This window comes from Paracoccaceae bacterium (genome assembly GCA_033344815.1).
Classification (GTDB): Bacteria; Pseudomonadota; Alphaproteobacteria; order Rhodobacterales; family Rhodobacteraceae; genus Roseobacter.
In genome coordinates, this window is record JAWPMR010000001.1 from 4,816,108 (window position 1) to 4,831,645 (window position 15,538).

Sequence of the window (15,538 nt, forward strand, 5' to 3'; positions counted from 1 at the left end):
GTTAGCCCTCATCGCCGTCATCAACCACCAAGAGCAGATCGCCTGAAGCCTCCATGTCGCGGGCTATTCCTATTATGCGCGTCATGGCTTCATCGGCCTCTGCGGCTTTGACCGTTCCTCTGTCTTGCATGTCTTCTCGCAGTTGGTCCGCCATTCGCGCCGACATATTCTCCAGAATGTAGTCTGCTGACGCTTTCATACCGGCAGCTTCGGCACCTGTCAGGGCGATCAACAGGTCTTCCTGCACCAGCTCGCGGATCAATCGCGGAACGTCGCGCGGTGCAATTCGTTTCGGGATATTGGCGAAAGTGAAGATTGCCTTGCGCACCTGTTCGGCGAAGCCTGCATCTGTTTCATCAAGTCCTTCCAGGACGTCATCGCGGGTGACGGATTTGGTTGAATTGAGGATCGCCCCCACGCGCTCCACGGGACCGCTGTCAAACGCTTCGAGTGGTGCGGCGTCGAGCTGGGTTGCCAGCGAAATCCCGATGCGATCCACCGCGTCAGGCGTGACTGCGCTGGTTTGTGAAACGGCGTAGGTGATGCGTCGTGCCTTTGGCCCCGGCAATTGTCCCAGCAACTCTGCAGCACGTTTTACGTCAATTTTGGATAGCAGGACTGCGGCTACTTCGACGCTCTCGTTTTCGAGCACCGGAAGCAGCTTTTCCAGACTCATATCTTTCAAGCGCGCCCAGGGGTCGCCGTATTGGCGCACGCCTGCTTCCTTGCGTAGGCGGGTCGCCGTTTGCTTGGAAATGCGCCCGTCAAGGGACTCCAGAGCGCCCGCCATGCCACCGGGAAAAGACAGTCCGACGTTTTCCAATTCATCCGCAAACTCGGACACGACACTGGCCAGTGTGGCGCGGTCGACCAGACGCATCGAACCCATCTGCTTGGTCAAATGCGCTTGCAGGTCTTCGGGCAGATCTTCCAGTGGAATATCGGCACCCTCGTTCAGCAGCAAACGCACGACAATCGCTGCTTTTGCGCGACGGCTGAGCGTCGCAGGAGCGCTACCGCCCGTTCCCGGCAAGGCCGGAAAGGGCGCCATTGGAACCATTTCTGTCATCTATATCCGCCTCAGTAAAAGTTACTGTGATGCTTGGCAGATAAAGGTAAACATTGGCTGAAATCAGTAGTTGTAAGTTGTCCCGGTTTCGATGGCTTTGCGCAGGGATGTTTCCGACCAACTGCCCGTGCCGCCATGCTCTTGAATGGCGCGCAATTGCACCAACGCGGCCACCATATCGCCAGCGGCAACATATCCCTGACCCATGTAGGATCTGGCCAGAATATTGCCGGGATCCTGATCAATCGCGCGCTGGTAGAAGATGTTCCCAAGTTCAATGTTGCCCAACTTGCGGTGTGTAAAACCCATGTAGGTGAGGCGGCCCGGATCGTCCGCGTCCATCGCACTCAGAACAACCTGCGCATCATGGTAGCGCCCCGCATAGGCCATGTGGCGTACGGTTTGATACAATTGATCCCGATCAAGACTGCTTTCTTTTGGGTCGACGCATCGCCGTATGCGTTCGTCAAACACCTGCGCTCCCTCACAGGCAATCGCCGGTTTGATGGGCGGTTCATCATTGCCGCCGCCGGCCGCCAGTAGTGTTGTTGGAAAAAGCAGGGCAGCGCCCAAGATAATCCGCATCATTACAAATATCCTCGTTTAAGAAACCATGTAAGAGAGTAACGGATCAGAGGGGGGGTTTATTCAATCACAGACGCGTGATTGAATAAAATTTTTATGATTTAGCTGCTGACGCCGGTGACACATGTGCCCGAGGTCGCATCATAAACGGTGCCCGCTGCGCAGGACATCGTGATTTCTTCTTTCTTGCCGTAATTGCATCCTTCGGCGAATGCCAAAACGGGCGTCACGGTGAGGGCCACCGCGGCGGCCAAAGTCTTGATCGTCATTGCGGTTCTCCTGTGTTTGCAACGCTAAGGTAGCAGGAGCACGCAAGCGGTCAACCAAAATAAGGTGTTTCGTGCCCTGGCGCCGCGATCATGCCTAGTCTTTGAACACCCGTTTGAAAATCGTGTCGACGTGTTTGGTGTGATACCCGATATCGAACTTCTCTTCGATCTCCTCCGCGCTCAGCGCGGCCAGCACGTCAGCATCCCCCAGAAGCTCGGTTTTAAAGTCCTTGCCTTCTTCCCAGACTTTCATCGCGTTGCGCTGCACCAGTTTATAGGCGTCCTCGCGGCTGACCCCGGCTTGGGTCAGGGCAAGCAATACACGCTGGCTCATCACCAAACCGCGAAATTTGTTCATATTGGCCAGCATATTGTCGGGGTAGATCACCAATTTATCGACCACTGACGTCAACCGTGCCAATGCAAAATCCAGCGTGATCGTGGTGTCGGGACCGATGTTGCGCTCGACTGAGCTGTGGGAAATGTCGCGTTCATGCCAGAGCGCGACGTTCTCCATCGCTGGTACAACCGCCATGCGCACCAGTCGCGCCAATCCGGTCAGGTTTTCGGTCAACACCGGGTTGCGCTTATGCGGCATCGCGGAGGATCCTTTTTGACCAGCAGAGAAAAACTCCTCCGCTTCCAAAACCTCGGTGCGCTGCATATGGCGGATTTCGGTGGCGATATTTTCGATGGAACTGCCGACAACGCCGAGGGCTGCGAAAAATGCGGCATGACGGTCGCGTGGGATCACCTGCGTGCTGATGGGCTCCGGTTCCAGTCCCAGTTTTGCGCAGACATGTTCCTCAACGGCAGGGTCGATATTGGCGAATGTGCCAACCGCGCCGGAAATCGCGCCGGTTGCGATCTCATAGCGTGCTTTTTCCAGACGGTTCAGGTTGCGATCCATTTCCGCATAAAACCGCGCGAAAGTCAGGCCCATTGTGGTCGGTTCTGCGTGAATGCCGTGGCTGCGCCCGATACGGACGGTATCTTTGTGCTCCAGCGCGCGCCATTTCAGCGCGGCCAAAAGACCCTTCATATCCTCGATCAAAATGTCAGAGGCCCGCACCAGTTGGACATTGAAACAGGTATCCAGCACATCCGAGGAAGTCATGCCCTGATGTACAAACCGCGCCTCATCTGAGCCTACGTGTTCGGCCAGATGCGTCAGAAACGCGATCACGTCGTGTTTAGTGACCGCTTCGATTTCATCAATGCGCGCGACGTCAAATTCAACGTCTTTGGCTTTCCAAACCGCATCGGCGTTTTCGCGCGGGATCACGCCCAGATCGGCCATCGCATCACAGGCATGGGCCTCAATCTCGTACCAGATCCGGAATTTTGTGGCCGGTGACCAGATTGCAACCATGTCGGGACGGGAATAGCGAGGGATCATCAGCTTACCTTTTTGGCATTTGTCTTGGGCTTGTCGCGCTCTTAAACTGCACCGGCATGAGCCACAAGGCGGGAGCCGATGAAATGAGAGCATTGAAGGTCGCAGCGCTGATCTTTTGCCCGGTGATGGCCCAATCGCAGGATTGGACGCCATTGAGCGGGGATGCCATTCGCGCGGCACTGACGGGTCGTACATTGCAATATGAAAACGCGTGGCAGGATTTTCGCGCCACAGGCCGTACGCTATACAATGCGGGCGCTGACAGCTGGGGGTATTGGCGGGTGCAGGGCGATCAATATTGCAGCCAATGGCCGCCCTCCGATCTGTGGGCGTGTTATGACATGGCGCGTGCCGGCGAAAAGCTTCGATTCATCGGGCAGGGCGGAGATGTCACGGATGCGTCTTATGCCGATTGAGACGAGGCCGCGCGTTCTGGCGGATTTCGCAGGCACATGGCAGCTTGATCGCAAGATTGCGCATGGGGACGGCACGCAGGCCCGTTTTCAGGGAACCGCCCTGTGGGATGGTGACGATAGAGGGCTGGATTATTTGGAAACAGGGCATCTGCAAATGGGGCAAGGTCCTCAAATGCAGGCAGAGCGGCGGTATCGCTGGGCTCCCGACTTGGATGTGTATTTTGACGACGGGCGGTTCTTTCACCGCGTTCCGGCATTGGGTGGCCGAGCGTCACATTGGTGCGATCCTGATACTTATGATGTGACCTATGATTTTGGGGCGTGGCCCTGCTTTACTGCCGTTTGGCAAGTGCGCGGACCGAAAAAATCCTACAAAATGCACAGTTTTTACGAACGCAGTTAGCGCACCTTATGCTGTGCTTTTAGCATTTCCAAAATGCGCGGTTTTAGCGCGACAGGCCTTGCACAGATGCTGCTGCTGCGGCATTCATGGGCCAACGCATTCTCAACAGGAGACACAATTCCATGCAACTGTCCGCTTCTCATTCCGTCCTGGCAGAGACCTTCGGGCCAAACGCCGGTTCTGCACAGCGCGCCAAACAAGCCGTACTGGTTGTGGTTGGTATCGCTCTTCTGACGATGGCGGCGCAGATCAAAGTGCCAATGTGGCCGGTGCCGATCACCATGGGGACATTTGCGGTTTTAACAATCGGTGCCGCTTATGGAGCGCGCCTCGGGTTGGTGACGATCCTTGGATACATGATCATCGGCGCACTTGGATTTGATGTATTTGCGGGATCCACGGCAGAGAAGTTTGGCCTTGAATACATGATGGGCGGCACCGGCGGCTATCTGCTGGGATATGTGCTTGCCACCGTGATGCTCGGCTTTCTGGCGCAGCGCGGTTGGGATCGCTCCGCGGCTTGGATGGCACTGGCGATGTTGATCGGTAACGTCCTGATTTATATCCCCGGTCTGGCGTGGCTTGGCATGCTCTATGGGTGGGACAAGCCGATCCTGGAGTGGGGTCTGACACCCTTCCTGATCGGTGATTTCCTGAAACTCGCGCTGGCCGCAGCCCTACTGCCCGCCTTGTGGAAGCTGATCGGCAACGCGCGCAGCTAACTACACATCCCTATAGGATCACAGGAAAGCCAGAGCATCGTCTCTGGCTTTTTTCTTGGTTTGAAATCTGTCGCTTTGCAAACTGAACTGGACAAAATCATCTGAGTGTCGCTCCTTGGGGTAGCGCCAGAAAAAGGATCGCGCCCATGCGTCTGAAAATGTTGAACCTCACAAGAAGCCTTGCCATCGCTGCTGGTTTTCTCGTGGCACCGGTCGCCGGTTTCGCGGGCACGCCCATGACCTATACCGACGGCGAAAGAGCGCTGTTTCAGATTGAGGTGCCCGACTTCTGGTCTGTCCGAACCGGAGGTCTTCGTGATCTCACGGCGCCAGATGCTGAAAACTTTCGCGATGTCTCACGTATCTTTGGCCTGACGCCTGAAACCCACGAGGGGATATGGGTCGGGTTTGTATCCCCGCATGGCGTCGCCTCGTTGGCGGATGCGCGCGACTATCTCACGGACATTGGGCAGTTTCTGGTCAAGGATGCTCAAGTTGAAACCTCCAGGTCTCGCCGGATCGCCGGATTACCTGCCCAGACGTTTTCAGGCACCGGGCGACGCGGTGGCAAGCCGCTCGAATTCACCGCCATCACTATTGATATGCCCAACGGGCGGGTGGCTGTTTCTGTTGTTGTGTTCGAGGCGGGATCAGATGTGGATATCATAAATGATATCAACGAGATGATGGCGTCTTTTAAGGTCGTAAGGTAGGGGGAGCAGATGCGTTTGAAACCTAAAAAGCTTGCCCTGGCCGTGGCCCTGGGCGGGGCCGTCTTGGGCCTCTCCGCCTGTGATCCCGCCGGCGTCAGCACAAGTGGCGCGGTCTATTACGATTCGGTTTTGTGGAACGATTATTACTATGGGTATGACCGTCCAGCCGCGCCAAGCCGGCCAGATCGCCCGGTGCGACCTGAACGACCTGACCGCCCGGATCGTCCCGTCCGCCCCAGCCGACCTATCGATCCGGGTTTTTCACGCCCGCACCGACCCAGTGCACCGATCCACAGACCGGCAGGTGGCATCAGAGGCCGACGCTAAGCAGGCTGCGCCAACTCGGTAATGACAGTTGAACTGCGTTCCAGCGTGCGATGCACCGGGCATTTATCAGCGATTTCAAGCAGGCGTGCGCGCTGTTCATTGCTCAGTTTACCGGTGAGGCTGATCCGTCTGCGCCACGTGTCGATCTTTTCACCCACCGTCGTATCCGCATCCTGTGCATGCACCTTGTTGTGGCTGACATCCACGGAAACATGATCCAGCGGCCAGCCTTTGCGCCGGGCATACATGCGGATGGTCATGGAGGTACAGGCGCCCAGACCCGCAGAGAGAAAACCATAGGGACTTAAACCCTTGTTGGTGCCACCATAAGCCTGAGGTTCATCCGCCAACAGATGGTGCCCGTCTGACGAGGTGATATCGGTCAGATACCCGGCCTTGTCTGCCTCGGAGATGCGCAGCACGCCTTCCGGAGCGCCGGGCGGTGGAGCAGGTGGTGCCAGCTTGATGTAGCGTCGTGCCCAGGTTGCGATCACATCTGCCGCGTATTCAGCGTCTTCCGTGCGCGTGATCAGATGATCCGCCTTGTCGAGCGTCACAAAGCTCTTGGGATGCTTTGCGGCCAGAAAAATCTGACTTGCATTGTCAATTGAAACGATTTCATCGCCGGGCGCATGCAGCACCAGGAGGGCGGCGTTCAACTTGGCAATTGCAGGGGCCATCTGCTCCTGTGCCACATCATCAACAAAACTTCTGCCAATTCTGAACGGACGCCCGCCAAGAGAGATTTCGGCGACTCCCTCGGCGGCGATCTGCGGCAGGGCCTCTGCAAAATTATGGGTCACATGTTCGGGATCAAAGGGCGCGCCCAACGTCGCCACGGCCTTGATGGTGTCAAGTGCGGCTGCTGCCTTGAGCACCGCCGCTCCTCCAAGGGAATGTCCGATGATCAGTGAGGGCGTCATGGACCGGGTCGACAGGAAGTGGTTGGCCGCGATCAGATCATCCACGTTTGAAGTAAAGGATGTATTGGCGAACTCGCCACCCGAATGGCCCAGCCCGGTAAAATCAAAGCGCAACACGGCGATGCCGATGGAAGACAGGCGCGCAGCGATCCGGCGCGCGGCGGGGATGTCTTTGCCACATGTGAAACAATGCGCGAAAATCGCCGTGGCCAAATGCGGCCCCTCCGGCAAATCCAACCGCGCGGCGAGTTGCGAGCCATCATGGCCTGGAAAAGTGATGCGTTCGGTTGGCATGGCAGTGCTCCTTTGTATGACAGAGTGGGGGGCCGGTCAGCCAGTGGCAAGGTCTGTGTCGGTCTCTTCACGCGGAGGTGACGCGTTTGTCGGATTGAATGGAAAAGTGCAACCAAGAACACGCCCTGAAGCGCGGGGTATTCCCGGGAGGCTCAAAGTCTTGGTTGCCTTTTGCGTCGTGCCACGTGCTGCAGAATCGAAACCACCCTTGGCGGTCAGCAGCAGAACCGCAGCGAGGGCTTAGCCATTTACCACCGGTTTGGAAGGAATACCTCTTGGCCGCATCGATTGGATCTCTCGCGTCATCGGAAAAATTGAGCGGAACGAGGGCAGGTATCGCGCGGATGATCCATGAATTTGACAAGCTGATGCGACTGGTGCCGTTGTTCTGGACCTTGAAGTCCTCTTCACGGGTACTGTGATGTCGAGTGCCCACGCGAAAACCTCAGTGGAGGCAAACGGGGTGCTGCCGCAACGTATTCCTTGCGCAAGCATACATCGGCCGCGCCCGCATAAATCCGCCCATAGCAGTGGAAAATTCGCAACCCTGAAAGCCTGAAGACCTTTGCAGATCCCGGCGTCTCGCGCTGGCAATGAAAAAGTTCGGATCTGCCTGAGGGTCAAGCCCCCATCAAGGCAGGATCAAAGGGATAGGTTGTCAGATTCTCGAATCCGTCATCTGTGATGAGCACCTGATCTTCGAGCTTTATCGAAAAATCCCCACCCTCTGAGGAAATCAAGGCTTCAACGCAGAGCGTCATGCCCGGCTCCAGCGGATAATCGTAGGCGCCTGCTACCGCGTGATCAGGATAGGCCACCAATGGCCACTCATCACACAACCCTACGCCATGCATCAGACAGCCGTATTTCAGTTTTTGGAACTGCGCGTCCAGAACATGCGTGCCAGCGGATAACTCCGGTATCATGACACCGGGTTTCAACATCTGCATGTTTTCCATGATGTGCTCCACACCGTGCTGCATGGCATAGACCATGTCAGGCCGAGGCTTTTCGGGGCCAATCCACCAACTGCGCGATATATCCGTGCAAATCCCGTAAGCCCCAACAAGATCCGTATCAAAGCTGATGATCTCGTTTTTCTGGCAAACGCGCGGCCCGCACTCCTGAAACCATGGGTTTGTGCGCGGACCCGATGACAGAAGCCGGGTTTCGATCCATTCGCCACCCCGGCGCACGTTCTCAGCATGCAGCACGGCCCAGATGTCATCTTCACAGGTTTTGCCATCGCCCACATGGGTGCGTGCAAAGTCTTCCATGATCCGGACGGCTGTTTCGCAGGCATGGGATGAACAGCGCATGGCCTTGATCTCATCCGGACCTTTGATGGCGCGTGATTTTTCGGTGACCTCCTCGCCGTCCATGACCTCAAACCCCTGACGTTCAAGACTGCGCAAACCGTGCAACATGATCTTATCCACCGCGAGACGTCCAAGACCGGGCGCGTGCTCGGCCAGCAGCAGGCGCACTTCATTGGCGAAAACATCTGCCGCGGCCCCGACCTGATCCCCCCGGTCAAAATAGAAGAGATCAGCGCCTGAGCGTTGTTCTCGCACCAATGGATTGAATTTGCTGAGAAAAGGCGAGTTCTTGTAATCCCACATGACCATGTAGCCATCTGCGCACAGCAGGACGGCCCGGAATGGATTGTGGGTGTTCCAAAGCTGCATATTGGTGCTGTCCGTGGCATAGCGGATGTTGAGCGGGTCAAACATCAACACGCCAGCATAATCGCGCGCGACTACGTGCTGCGTCAGGCGGGCGTGGCGATAGGCGCGCATCGCGGCGAGATTTGGCAATTCCAACCCGGCTTCCGCCCATTCTTTGAAGGCCAGCTGCGTGGGGCCAATTTCCACCCGGTCCATGTCGTTTGGCGTCCCATCTCCCAGCACGGCACCGCGGCTCGGGTCGATCTTGCGGGCATCGCGATAATGTTGATTCATGGTCGCCTCGACGGGTCTCTATCACCATCACTCTGAGGCGAAATGCGCGTGCGGGTTTGCTCGATTGCGACACCTTCACGCGTCGTTTTTCGAAGACATCGCCTGCGCGTGCCGATAATTGCTTCATATGACCGAGATTCTGCATGATCAGATGCCAAAGGATATGGCGCAAGAAAGGGCTTTGCCCGGTGTTCAGGCCTTGATGCCAGACGCATGGTTGAAGGTAGACGAGGCGTATGGTGCGCAGATGGCCTACCGGCGAGAATTGATCGCGGCGCGACGTCAGGATGTGTTCTGGCAGGGACCCAAGGCGGCGGAGGCCGCGCAAGAAACGCTTGGCGAAGTGTGCCGGTTTTTGCCGTCTCTCGGCTTTGAGCTGTCAGGGTCAAATTGCCGGTGCCCCGATGGGTATTCGATTGATCTAACGAGCGATGCACCATTGGCCGTGTTGGGGCAGATCTTGCAGGAAGACATCTGTATTCTGGACAAGCAAGACGATGCCCATGTGCTGGTCGCTGCGATTTTATGCTTCCCGGCGAGTTGGCGTTTGAGTGAAAAGGCGGGGCGACCCCTGATCGCGATTCATGAACCGGTTGAGGCTTACGATGACCAAATGGCGCGCCGGGTGCAGCGCCTTTTTGATGGGGTGCAGGCCGGGCGACCGCTCTGGCGGCACAACCGGCTTTGGTATGACGACCCGGACCTGTTCCAACCGCGCTCCGTCGTAACACCGCATCTCGTCGCGCCGGGGCAGGCGCAGGCACGGTATCAGCGCGCTGAACGCCAGAGCATTGTCAGGCTGCCGCAGACAAAAGCCGTGGTGTTTTCCATCCACAGCTATGTGGTCGCCACATCAGCTCAGTAGGGCCAGATCGGTTGTGTTCATCCGTCTGCGAGTAGGCATGTCATGCGCGTCCTGGCCGGCAAGCGTCAAAGCAACATCCTTGTAGAACTTGTCGTTATCAAACCACCATTGATGAGAGTAAGTCGGGGTCTGATCTTCGGGTGCGACGTCCTGAAGATACTGTTCATGGCTGTAAACGTCGACGTGGTTCTTATGGATCACGGGCGGCATGCCAGCGCGTCCAACGCGTTTCTGCAGACCATTTCCAAGAATCGCCGGAAGGTTAAGAGTTTCATCCAACTGGCTGAAATAATTTGTAAATCTCTTGCTGCGATGCGCCAGAAGCAGCGAGGCCCAGGCACCGCGGCCAAACCAGCGCGCATCGGCATCCCCAGAGACGAACATCATCTCGTTAAGCCGCCATGCGCCGGATCCGGGAGTGGCGGAATCGTCAAAATCCGAGATCGCGCGCAGGGTCAGGTAGGCCCCCATGGAATGCCCGATCAGGTTGATCTTTCTGTTGGGTTTGCGTTCTACCAGAGGGATGATGCCATCCTCAACAAGGAAGCGCGCGGTTGCTTTGGCGTTGCGCTTGTCGTTGTCATAGGCAAGGACGTTCCCTTCGCTGGGCCAATCATAGACGATGAGCGCGCCGCGATAGCCGTTTTTTCGCAAGCCCGCCTGGATTTTGTCAAAGCGGCTGAGCACGTCGAATTGGTCGTTGTTAAAACCATGCACAAAAATCATCACCTCATCGGTGTCACCCTCTGCATCCACTTGGTCCAGCCAGTCCTTTTGAGAGATGATCCCGCCTTGCCATCTGCCGCTCGCGTCGGGACCCTGGGTGATCCGAACATACCGCGTGAGTTGAGCCGGGTTATTGGTAAACTTTGATGAAGAGGCATTGTAAGTACGGCGCGAGAAAAACAGCGTCATGGGATATCTCCAAAATTGGTTAATAAAAATACCTGCTGACAATGCACGAAAACGCTCAATTTTCAAAATCTGGAATTGATACCCGCTCCGTTAGGCAAAAAAAGGCGCCCCGAGAAAGGGCGCCTTTGTGTTGTTTCAGACCATTTGAAGGCGCGGCGGGATGCGCCGCGCTAGATCAGCAGCTGTAATACATCGCGAACTCAACCGGGTGAGGTGTATGCTCGTATGCTTCAATTTCTTCCATTTTCAAATCGATATACCCATCGATCTGATCTTTGGTGAACACGTCACCCTTGAGCAGGAAGTCTTGATCTGCTGACAGCGATTCGATGGCTTCACGCAAGGAACCACAAACGGTTGGGATGCCGGCCAGCTCTTCTGCGGGAAGGTCATAGAGGTTCTTATCCATCGCTTCGCCGGGATCGATCTTATTGGTGATCCCGTCAAGACCCGCCATCAACAGGGCGGCGAAACACAGATAGGGGTTCGCGGATGGGTCCGGGAAACGAGCCTCTACGCGCTTGGCTTTTGGGCTTTCTGTCCACGGTATCCGGACACAACCCGAACGGTTACGCGCGGAATATGCCCGCAGAACAGGCGCTTCAAAACCCGGGATCAGACGCTTGTAGCTGTTGGTGCCGGGGTTGGTGAAAGCGTTCAGCGTTTTGGCGTGCTTCAGAATACCACCGATGAAATACAGCGCTTCCTGTGACAGATCCGCGTATTTATCGCCTGCAAAGACAGGTTTGCCGTCTTTCCAGATCGACATGTTCACATGCATGCCCGTGCCGTTGTCGCCCGCGATGGGTTTCGGCATGAAGGTGGCGGATTTGCCGTAGGCATGTGCGACATTGTGGATCACATATTTGTATTTCTGCAGCTCGTCTGCCTGTTTGGTCAGTGAATCAAAGATCAGACCCAATTCGTGCTGGCAGGACGCAACTTCGTGGTGGTGCTTGTCCACTTTCATGCCCAGACGTTTCATGGTCGAGAGCATTTCCGACCGAAGGTCTTGGGATTCATCGATCGGGTTCACCGGGAAATAGCCGCCCTTTACACCCGGACGGTGGCCCATGTTGCCCATTTCGTATTCGGTGTCTGTGTTCCAGGACGCATCAACCGCATCTACTTCGTAGGACACTTTGTTGATGGTGTTGGAGTAGCGCACATTGTCAAAGAGGAAAAACTCCGCCTCTGGACCCATATAGGCCACATCACCGATACCTGTGGATTTCAGGTATTCTTCAGCTTTTTGTGCCGTACCGCGTGGGTCGCGCTCGTAAGCTTCGCCGGTGTCTGGCTCGACAACAGAGCAATGCAGGCAAACGGTTTTTTCAGCGTAGAAGGGATCGATATAGGCACTATCCGTGTCTGGCATCAGCTTCATGTCCGACGCTTCGATGGATTTCCAACCCTCGATGGAGGAGCCATCAAACATGAACCCTTCTTCGAGAAAATCTTCGTCTACCTGATCGGACATCACCGTGACGTGCTGCAGTTTCCCGCGCGGGTCTGTGAAACGGATGTCGACATATTCGACGTCCTCGTCCTTGATCATCTTGAGTAGTTCAGTGCTCATTCTGGTATATCCCTTTTGGTTGGAATGATGGTGTAACGGTGACGCGGATCAGAGCGCGTCAGACCCTGTCTCGCCCGTCCGGATGCGGATCGATTGCTCAACCGGCGTGACAAAAATTTTGCCGTCCCCAATTTTTTCGGTCTTTGCGGTATTTACGATGGCCTCAATGGCAGCATCTACAAGATCGTCATCCAAAACGATCTCGATTTTCACTTTGGGCAGGAAATCCACAACGTACTCTGCGCCCCGATAAAGCTCTGTATGGCCTTTTTGACGACCGAACCCTTTGACTTCGATGACAGAAAGCCCCTGAACGCCGACCTCTTGCAAGGCCTCTTTGACCTCATCGAGTTTGAACGGTTTGATGACCGCTTCGATTTTTTTCATGATAGTCTCCCTTGCCGTAGCTCACGATGGACAGACCATTAAGGGCTGGCAGGGTCCATAATTAGGCGTAAACTGGAGAGAGCCGTAAGGGGGTTTGCGGATATGCAGATCAAAAAATGTGCAATACGTCTATTTTTTAATCACAAATGAATCGATGAGGCGAGCGTGACTGAATTACTGACCGCTGAACAGATGCGTGGGCTCGAACAGGCCGCGATCACATCCGGCGAAGTTTTAGGGCTGGACCTGATGGAGCTTGCGGGGCAGGGCGTGGTGGAGGCGCTGGATCAACATGCACCTTTGCAGCGCGATGCGCCCCATCGCGCCTTGATCCTTTGCGGGCCGGGGAACAATGGTGGCGATGGGTTTGTGATCGCGCGGCTATTGGCGGATCGCGGATGGACGGTTGATGTCTACCTGTTTGGGGATCCCGAGAAACTGCCGCCTGACGCGCAGAAAAACCATAACCGCTTTGCCAAACATCACGCGGTGCACCCCTGGTCGGCGCAAAACTGTCTTACGGGGGCAAAACCAGACGTGATCATCGACGCGGTTTTTGGCATTGGATTGACCCGTCCGCTGCCTGCCGCTGTGGCTCGGGTGCTGACGGCTGACATGCCGGAACACTGGATCGGCGCGGGTGATGTTTTCCGACTTGCCGTTGACTGCCCTTCCGGGCTGAACCTTGACACCGGACGCTTCATTGGCCCGACCAAGACAAGCGCGACAGATGATGCTGCTTTACCACACCGTAAAAACGCGTCGGATCTTACGGTGACGTTTCATACCCCCAAGCCGGGCCATTACCTTGGGCAGGGGCCGGAATTATGCGGTGCCTTACATATCGTTGACATCGGATTGCGTGGTGCCGGGCTAGAATGCAGCTTGATCGGAACTCTGCCAGATATTGAAAGAGTTCGACTGACCGAGCCAAGATACTTTGGCGCCAGCGGTCTGAGCGCTCTCAAAGGAAAGGGCTGGCCGGGACGTGTGCTGCCTAAAGCCTGCGGCGGCGCGCACAAGTATGACTTTGGTCATGTGATCGTTTTTTCTGGGGGCGTCGGGCGCGGTGGGGCAGGGCGCTTGGCCGCGCGCGCCGCTCTGCGCGTCGGTGCAGGTTTGGTAACGCTTGTTTGTCCCAAAGCGGCTGTTTTGGAGAATGCGATGCATTTGAATGCGGTGATGCTGCGCGGCCTTGATGATCCAGAACGCCTCCACGATGTGGCAGATGACCGGGTGTCCGGTTTTTGCATTGGTCCCGGACTGGGGGTTGGTGCGCGGACCAAAGCACTGGTCGCAGCGGTTCTGAAACGGGAAAAAAGTCCGCGCCGCCCGGTCGTGGTGCTGGATGCCGATGCGCTGACCAGTTTTGCCGCTACGCCAGACGCGCTGTTTGCGATGCTGCATGAACGGGCGATTCTGACCCCGCATGAGGGCGAATTTGCCCGGTTGTTTCCAGATCTGGCTGCGGCCTTGGGTGACACGCGCTCCAAGATTGATGTGGTGCGCCTTGCGGCAAAACGTGCTGGTTGCGTGATCCTGTTGAAAGGTGCGGATACGGTGATCGCGACACCAGACGGCAGAGCCTGTGTGCACGCGGCCGCCTATGACCGAGCGGTTCCCTGGTTGGCGACCGCCGGCGCGGGTGATGTTCTTGCCGGGTTGATTGCCGGCCTGGCCGCGTCGCGTTTGTCAGGTGATCTGATCGTGATGGCGGAAGTAGCAGTATGGCTACACGCTGAATGCGCGCGCTCCTTTGGCCCCGGGCTGATTGCCGAAGATCTGGCGGAAGAGCTTCCCAAAGTTCTGAGTTCGTACGCCATCTAAGCGGCGCGCTGGCAAACTTCGGTAAACTGGTTGTTCGCCGTGCCCAGTTCCAACCCATCCGCAAAAATCAGTTGCGGCGACGTGCAATGAATGCGGTACACCGTGACCGCCTGCTGCCCAAGGTCCCGGACAAATTCGCCGTCAATCAAAGCGCTCGCATGTGTCAGGGCGTTGGCTTGCCCAAAGAGGGCCTGTGCACGCCAGTCCCGTACCATGATCGTCTGATCGCCAGTAAGCATCACATCACGGTCCTGCCGCGTGTGTCCGATAGATCCGGCGATGATATAGACGACCGGGGTGATCAAGCTGATCGTTTCGATGTCGATGACACGCACCGGTCCGAAATCGCGCGTGAGCACGTGCGATCCGACGCACAGTTGCTCGACCGGTACATCCCTGTCCAAAGTAGGAATGCGTGTTCCGGACACCAACCCCGCACCGGAAGTGTCACTCTTCAAAATCTGGTCTGTCTGGCGGAAAGTTCCACCGACGCGCTGGACCGCCTTGGGTTCCATAGGCGTTTTCCCTTCATCAACCTGTCTCCCAGTTGAAACCAATTTGAGATAACGTCTTATTAACGGCGGCAAAAAATTTCCTGCTCGCACTATGTGACAGTGTTCGCCAAAGGCGACGTGAACCGGTTTACATGCTGGTGTGGCGGAATTGGCCGACGCACCAGTTTTGGGTTTGTACCCTCAACGCTCTTTGGCGACATTCCTGCTTTGCAAACCGAGTGACATTTCTACTTGGTTGCAACACAGATTGCAGAAAAGCTCGAATATGTAAGTGGGCGTAGTTAAATCGACTACCTCGCTTTTTGCCGCGGGTGTTGGTGCGAAGTGGTGAAATCCGCATAGATCTGGCTTGCAAGATTTATTGCGGTC

Annotated in this window: 17 protein-coding genes; 7 read left to right on the forward strand and 10 right to left on the reverse strand. The window is 56.3% G+C overall.

Annotation, left to right across the window (positions count from 1 at the left end; all coding sequences use genetic code 11):
* Position 1 precedes the first annotated feature (1 nt).
* The 4 genes from R8G34_22340 to purB form a co-directional block, all read right to left on the reverse strand.
* Positions 2-1,060, reverse strand: a complete 1,059-nt coding sequence (locus tag R8G34_22340) for a FliG C-terminal domain-containing protein (GenBank protein ID MDW3225596.1) — start codon at positions 1,058-1,060, stop codon at positions 2-4.
* 72 nt (positions 1,061-1,132) lie between these two features.
* Positions 1,133-1,657 (reverse strand): hypothetical protein, encoded by a 525-nt coding sequence (locus tag R8G34_22345; GenBank protein ID MDW3225597.1) that lies wholly within the window; start codon positions 1,655-1,657, stop codon positions 1,133-1,135.
* A 98-nt stretch (positions 1,658-1,755) separates the two neighbouring features.
* Complete coding sequence (locus R8G34_22350; GenBank protein ID MDW3225598.1) at positions 1,756-1,923, reverse strand: carbohydrate-binding module family 14 protein; 168 nt, start codon at positions 1,921-1,923, stop codon at positions 1,756-1,758.
* Between the two features lie 94 nt (positions 1,924-2,017).
* Positions 2,018-3,322 (reverse strand): adenylosuccinate lyase, encoded by a 1,305-nt coding sequence (purB, locus tag R8G34_22355; GenBank protein MDW3225599.1) that lies wholly within the window; start codon positions 3,320-3,322, stop codon positions 2,018-2,020.
* An 83-nt stretch (positions 3,323-3,405) separates the two neighbouring features.
* On the opposite strand from purB, the gene R8G34_22360 reads away from it, so the two are divergent.
* From R8G34_22360 to R8G34_22380, 5 genes are all read left to right on the forward strand, one after another.
* Complete coding sequence (locus R8G34_22360) at positions 3,406-3,738, forward strand: hypothetical protein (protein ID MDW3225600.1); 333 nt, start codon at positions 3,406-3,408, stop codon at positions 3,736-3,738.
* The gene (locus tag R8G34_22365; protein MDW3225601.1) at positions 3,728-4,141 is read left to right on the forward strand and encodes a DUF6314 family protein; all 414 of its coding nucleotides are present in this window, start codon (positions 3,728-3,730) and stop codon (positions 4,139-4,141) included. Before R8G34_22360 ends, R8G34_22365 begins: the two co-directional genes overlap by 11 nt.
* A 122-nt stretch (positions 4,142-4,263) precedes the next feature.
* Positions 4,264-4,863 carry a biotin transporter BioY gene (locus tag R8G34_22370; protein ID MDW3225602.1) on the forward strand — a complete coding sequence of 200 codons (600 nt, stop codon included), beginning with the start codon at positions 4,264-4,266 and terminating at the stop codon, positions 4,861-4,863.
* A 146-nt stretch (positions 4,864-5,009) separates the two neighbouring features.
* Positions 5,010-5,576 (forward strand): hypothetical protein, encoded by a 567-nt coding sequence (locus R8G34_22375; protein MDW3225603.1) that lies wholly within the window; start codon positions 5,010-5,012, stop codon positions 5,574-5,576.
* A gap of 9 nt (positions 5,577-5,585) precedes the next feature.
* Positions 5,586-5,903 (forward strand): hypothetical protein, encoded by a 318-nt coding sequence (locus tag R8G34_22380; protein ID MDW3225604.1) that lies wholly within the window; start codon positions 5,586-5,588, stop codon positions 5,901-5,903.
* Here R8G34_22380 and R8G34_22385 read toward each other — a convergent pair.
* Positions 5,900-7,120 carry a bifunctional alpha/beta hydrolase/OsmC family protein gene (locus R8G34_22385; GenBank protein MDW3225605.1) on the reverse strand — a complete coding sequence of 407 codons (1,221 nt, stop codon included), beginning with the start codon at positions 7,118-7,120 and terminating at the stop codon, positions 5,900-5,902. The two genes, R8G34_22380 and R8G34_22385, sit on opposite strands and share 4 nt — an antisense overlap.
* A 620-nt stretch (positions 7,121-7,740) precedes the next feature.
* Positions 7,741-9,081, reverse strand: coding sequence for a dimethylsulfonioproprionate lyase DddP (dddP, locus tag R8G34_22390; GenBank protein MDW3225606.1), 1,341 nt, complete (start codon positions 9,079-9,081; stop codon positions 7,741-7,743).
* A 127-nt stretch (positions 9,082-9,208) separates the two neighbouring features.
* Here dddP and R8G34_22395 point away from each other — a divergent pair, with 127 nt between their 5' ends.
* Entirely contained in the window at positions 9,209-9,946 is a 738-nt protein-coding gene (locus tag R8G34_22395) for a DUF3445 domain-containing protein (GenBank protein MDW3225607.1), read from the forward strand.
* Here R8G34_22395 and R8G34_22400 read toward each other — a convergent pair.
* The 3 genes from R8G34_22400 to R8G34_22410 form a co-directional block, all read right to left on the reverse strand.
* Entirely contained in the window at positions 9,935-10,861 is a 927-nt protein-coding gene (locus R8G34_22400; GenBank protein MDW3225608.1) for an alpha/beta fold hydrolase, read from the reverse strand. The two genes, R8G34_22395 and R8G34_22400, sit on opposite strands and share 12 nt — an antisense overlap.
* A gap of 175 nt (positions 10,862-11,036) precedes the next feature.
* Positions 11,037-12,440: a type I glutamate--ammonia ligase gene (gene glnA, locus R8G34_22405; protein MDW3225609.1), complete on the reverse strand. Its 1,404-nt coding sequence runs from the start codon at positions 12,438-12,440 to the stop codon at positions 11,037-11,039.
* Between the two features lie 48 nt (positions 12,441-12,488).
* Positions 12,489-12,827 carry a P-II family nitrogen regulator gene (locus R8G34_22410; GenBank protein ID MDW3225610.1) on the reverse strand — a complete coding sequence of 113 codons (339 nt, stop codon included), beginning with the start codon at positions 12,825-12,827 and terminating at the stop codon, positions 12,489-12,491.
* Between the two features lie 165 nt (positions 12,828-12,992).
* On the opposite strand from R8G34_22410, the gene R8G34_22415 reads away from it, so the two are divergent.
* Complete coding sequence (locus R8G34_22415) at positions 12,993-14,654, forward strand: NAD(P)H-hydrate dehydratase (protein MDW3225611.1); 1,662 nt, start codon at positions 12,993-12,995, stop codon at positions 14,652-14,654.
* On the opposite strand, the gene R8G34_22420 is transcribed toward R8G34_22415, so the two are convergent.
* A complete protein-coding gene (locus R8G34_22420; protein ID MDW3225612.1) occupies positions 14,651-15,169 on the reverse strand; it encodes a Hint domain-containing protein in 519 nt (172 codons plus the stop codon). The genes R8G34_22415 and R8G34_22420 overlap by 4 nt on opposite strands.
* Positions 15,170-15,538 lie beyond the last annotated feature (369 nt).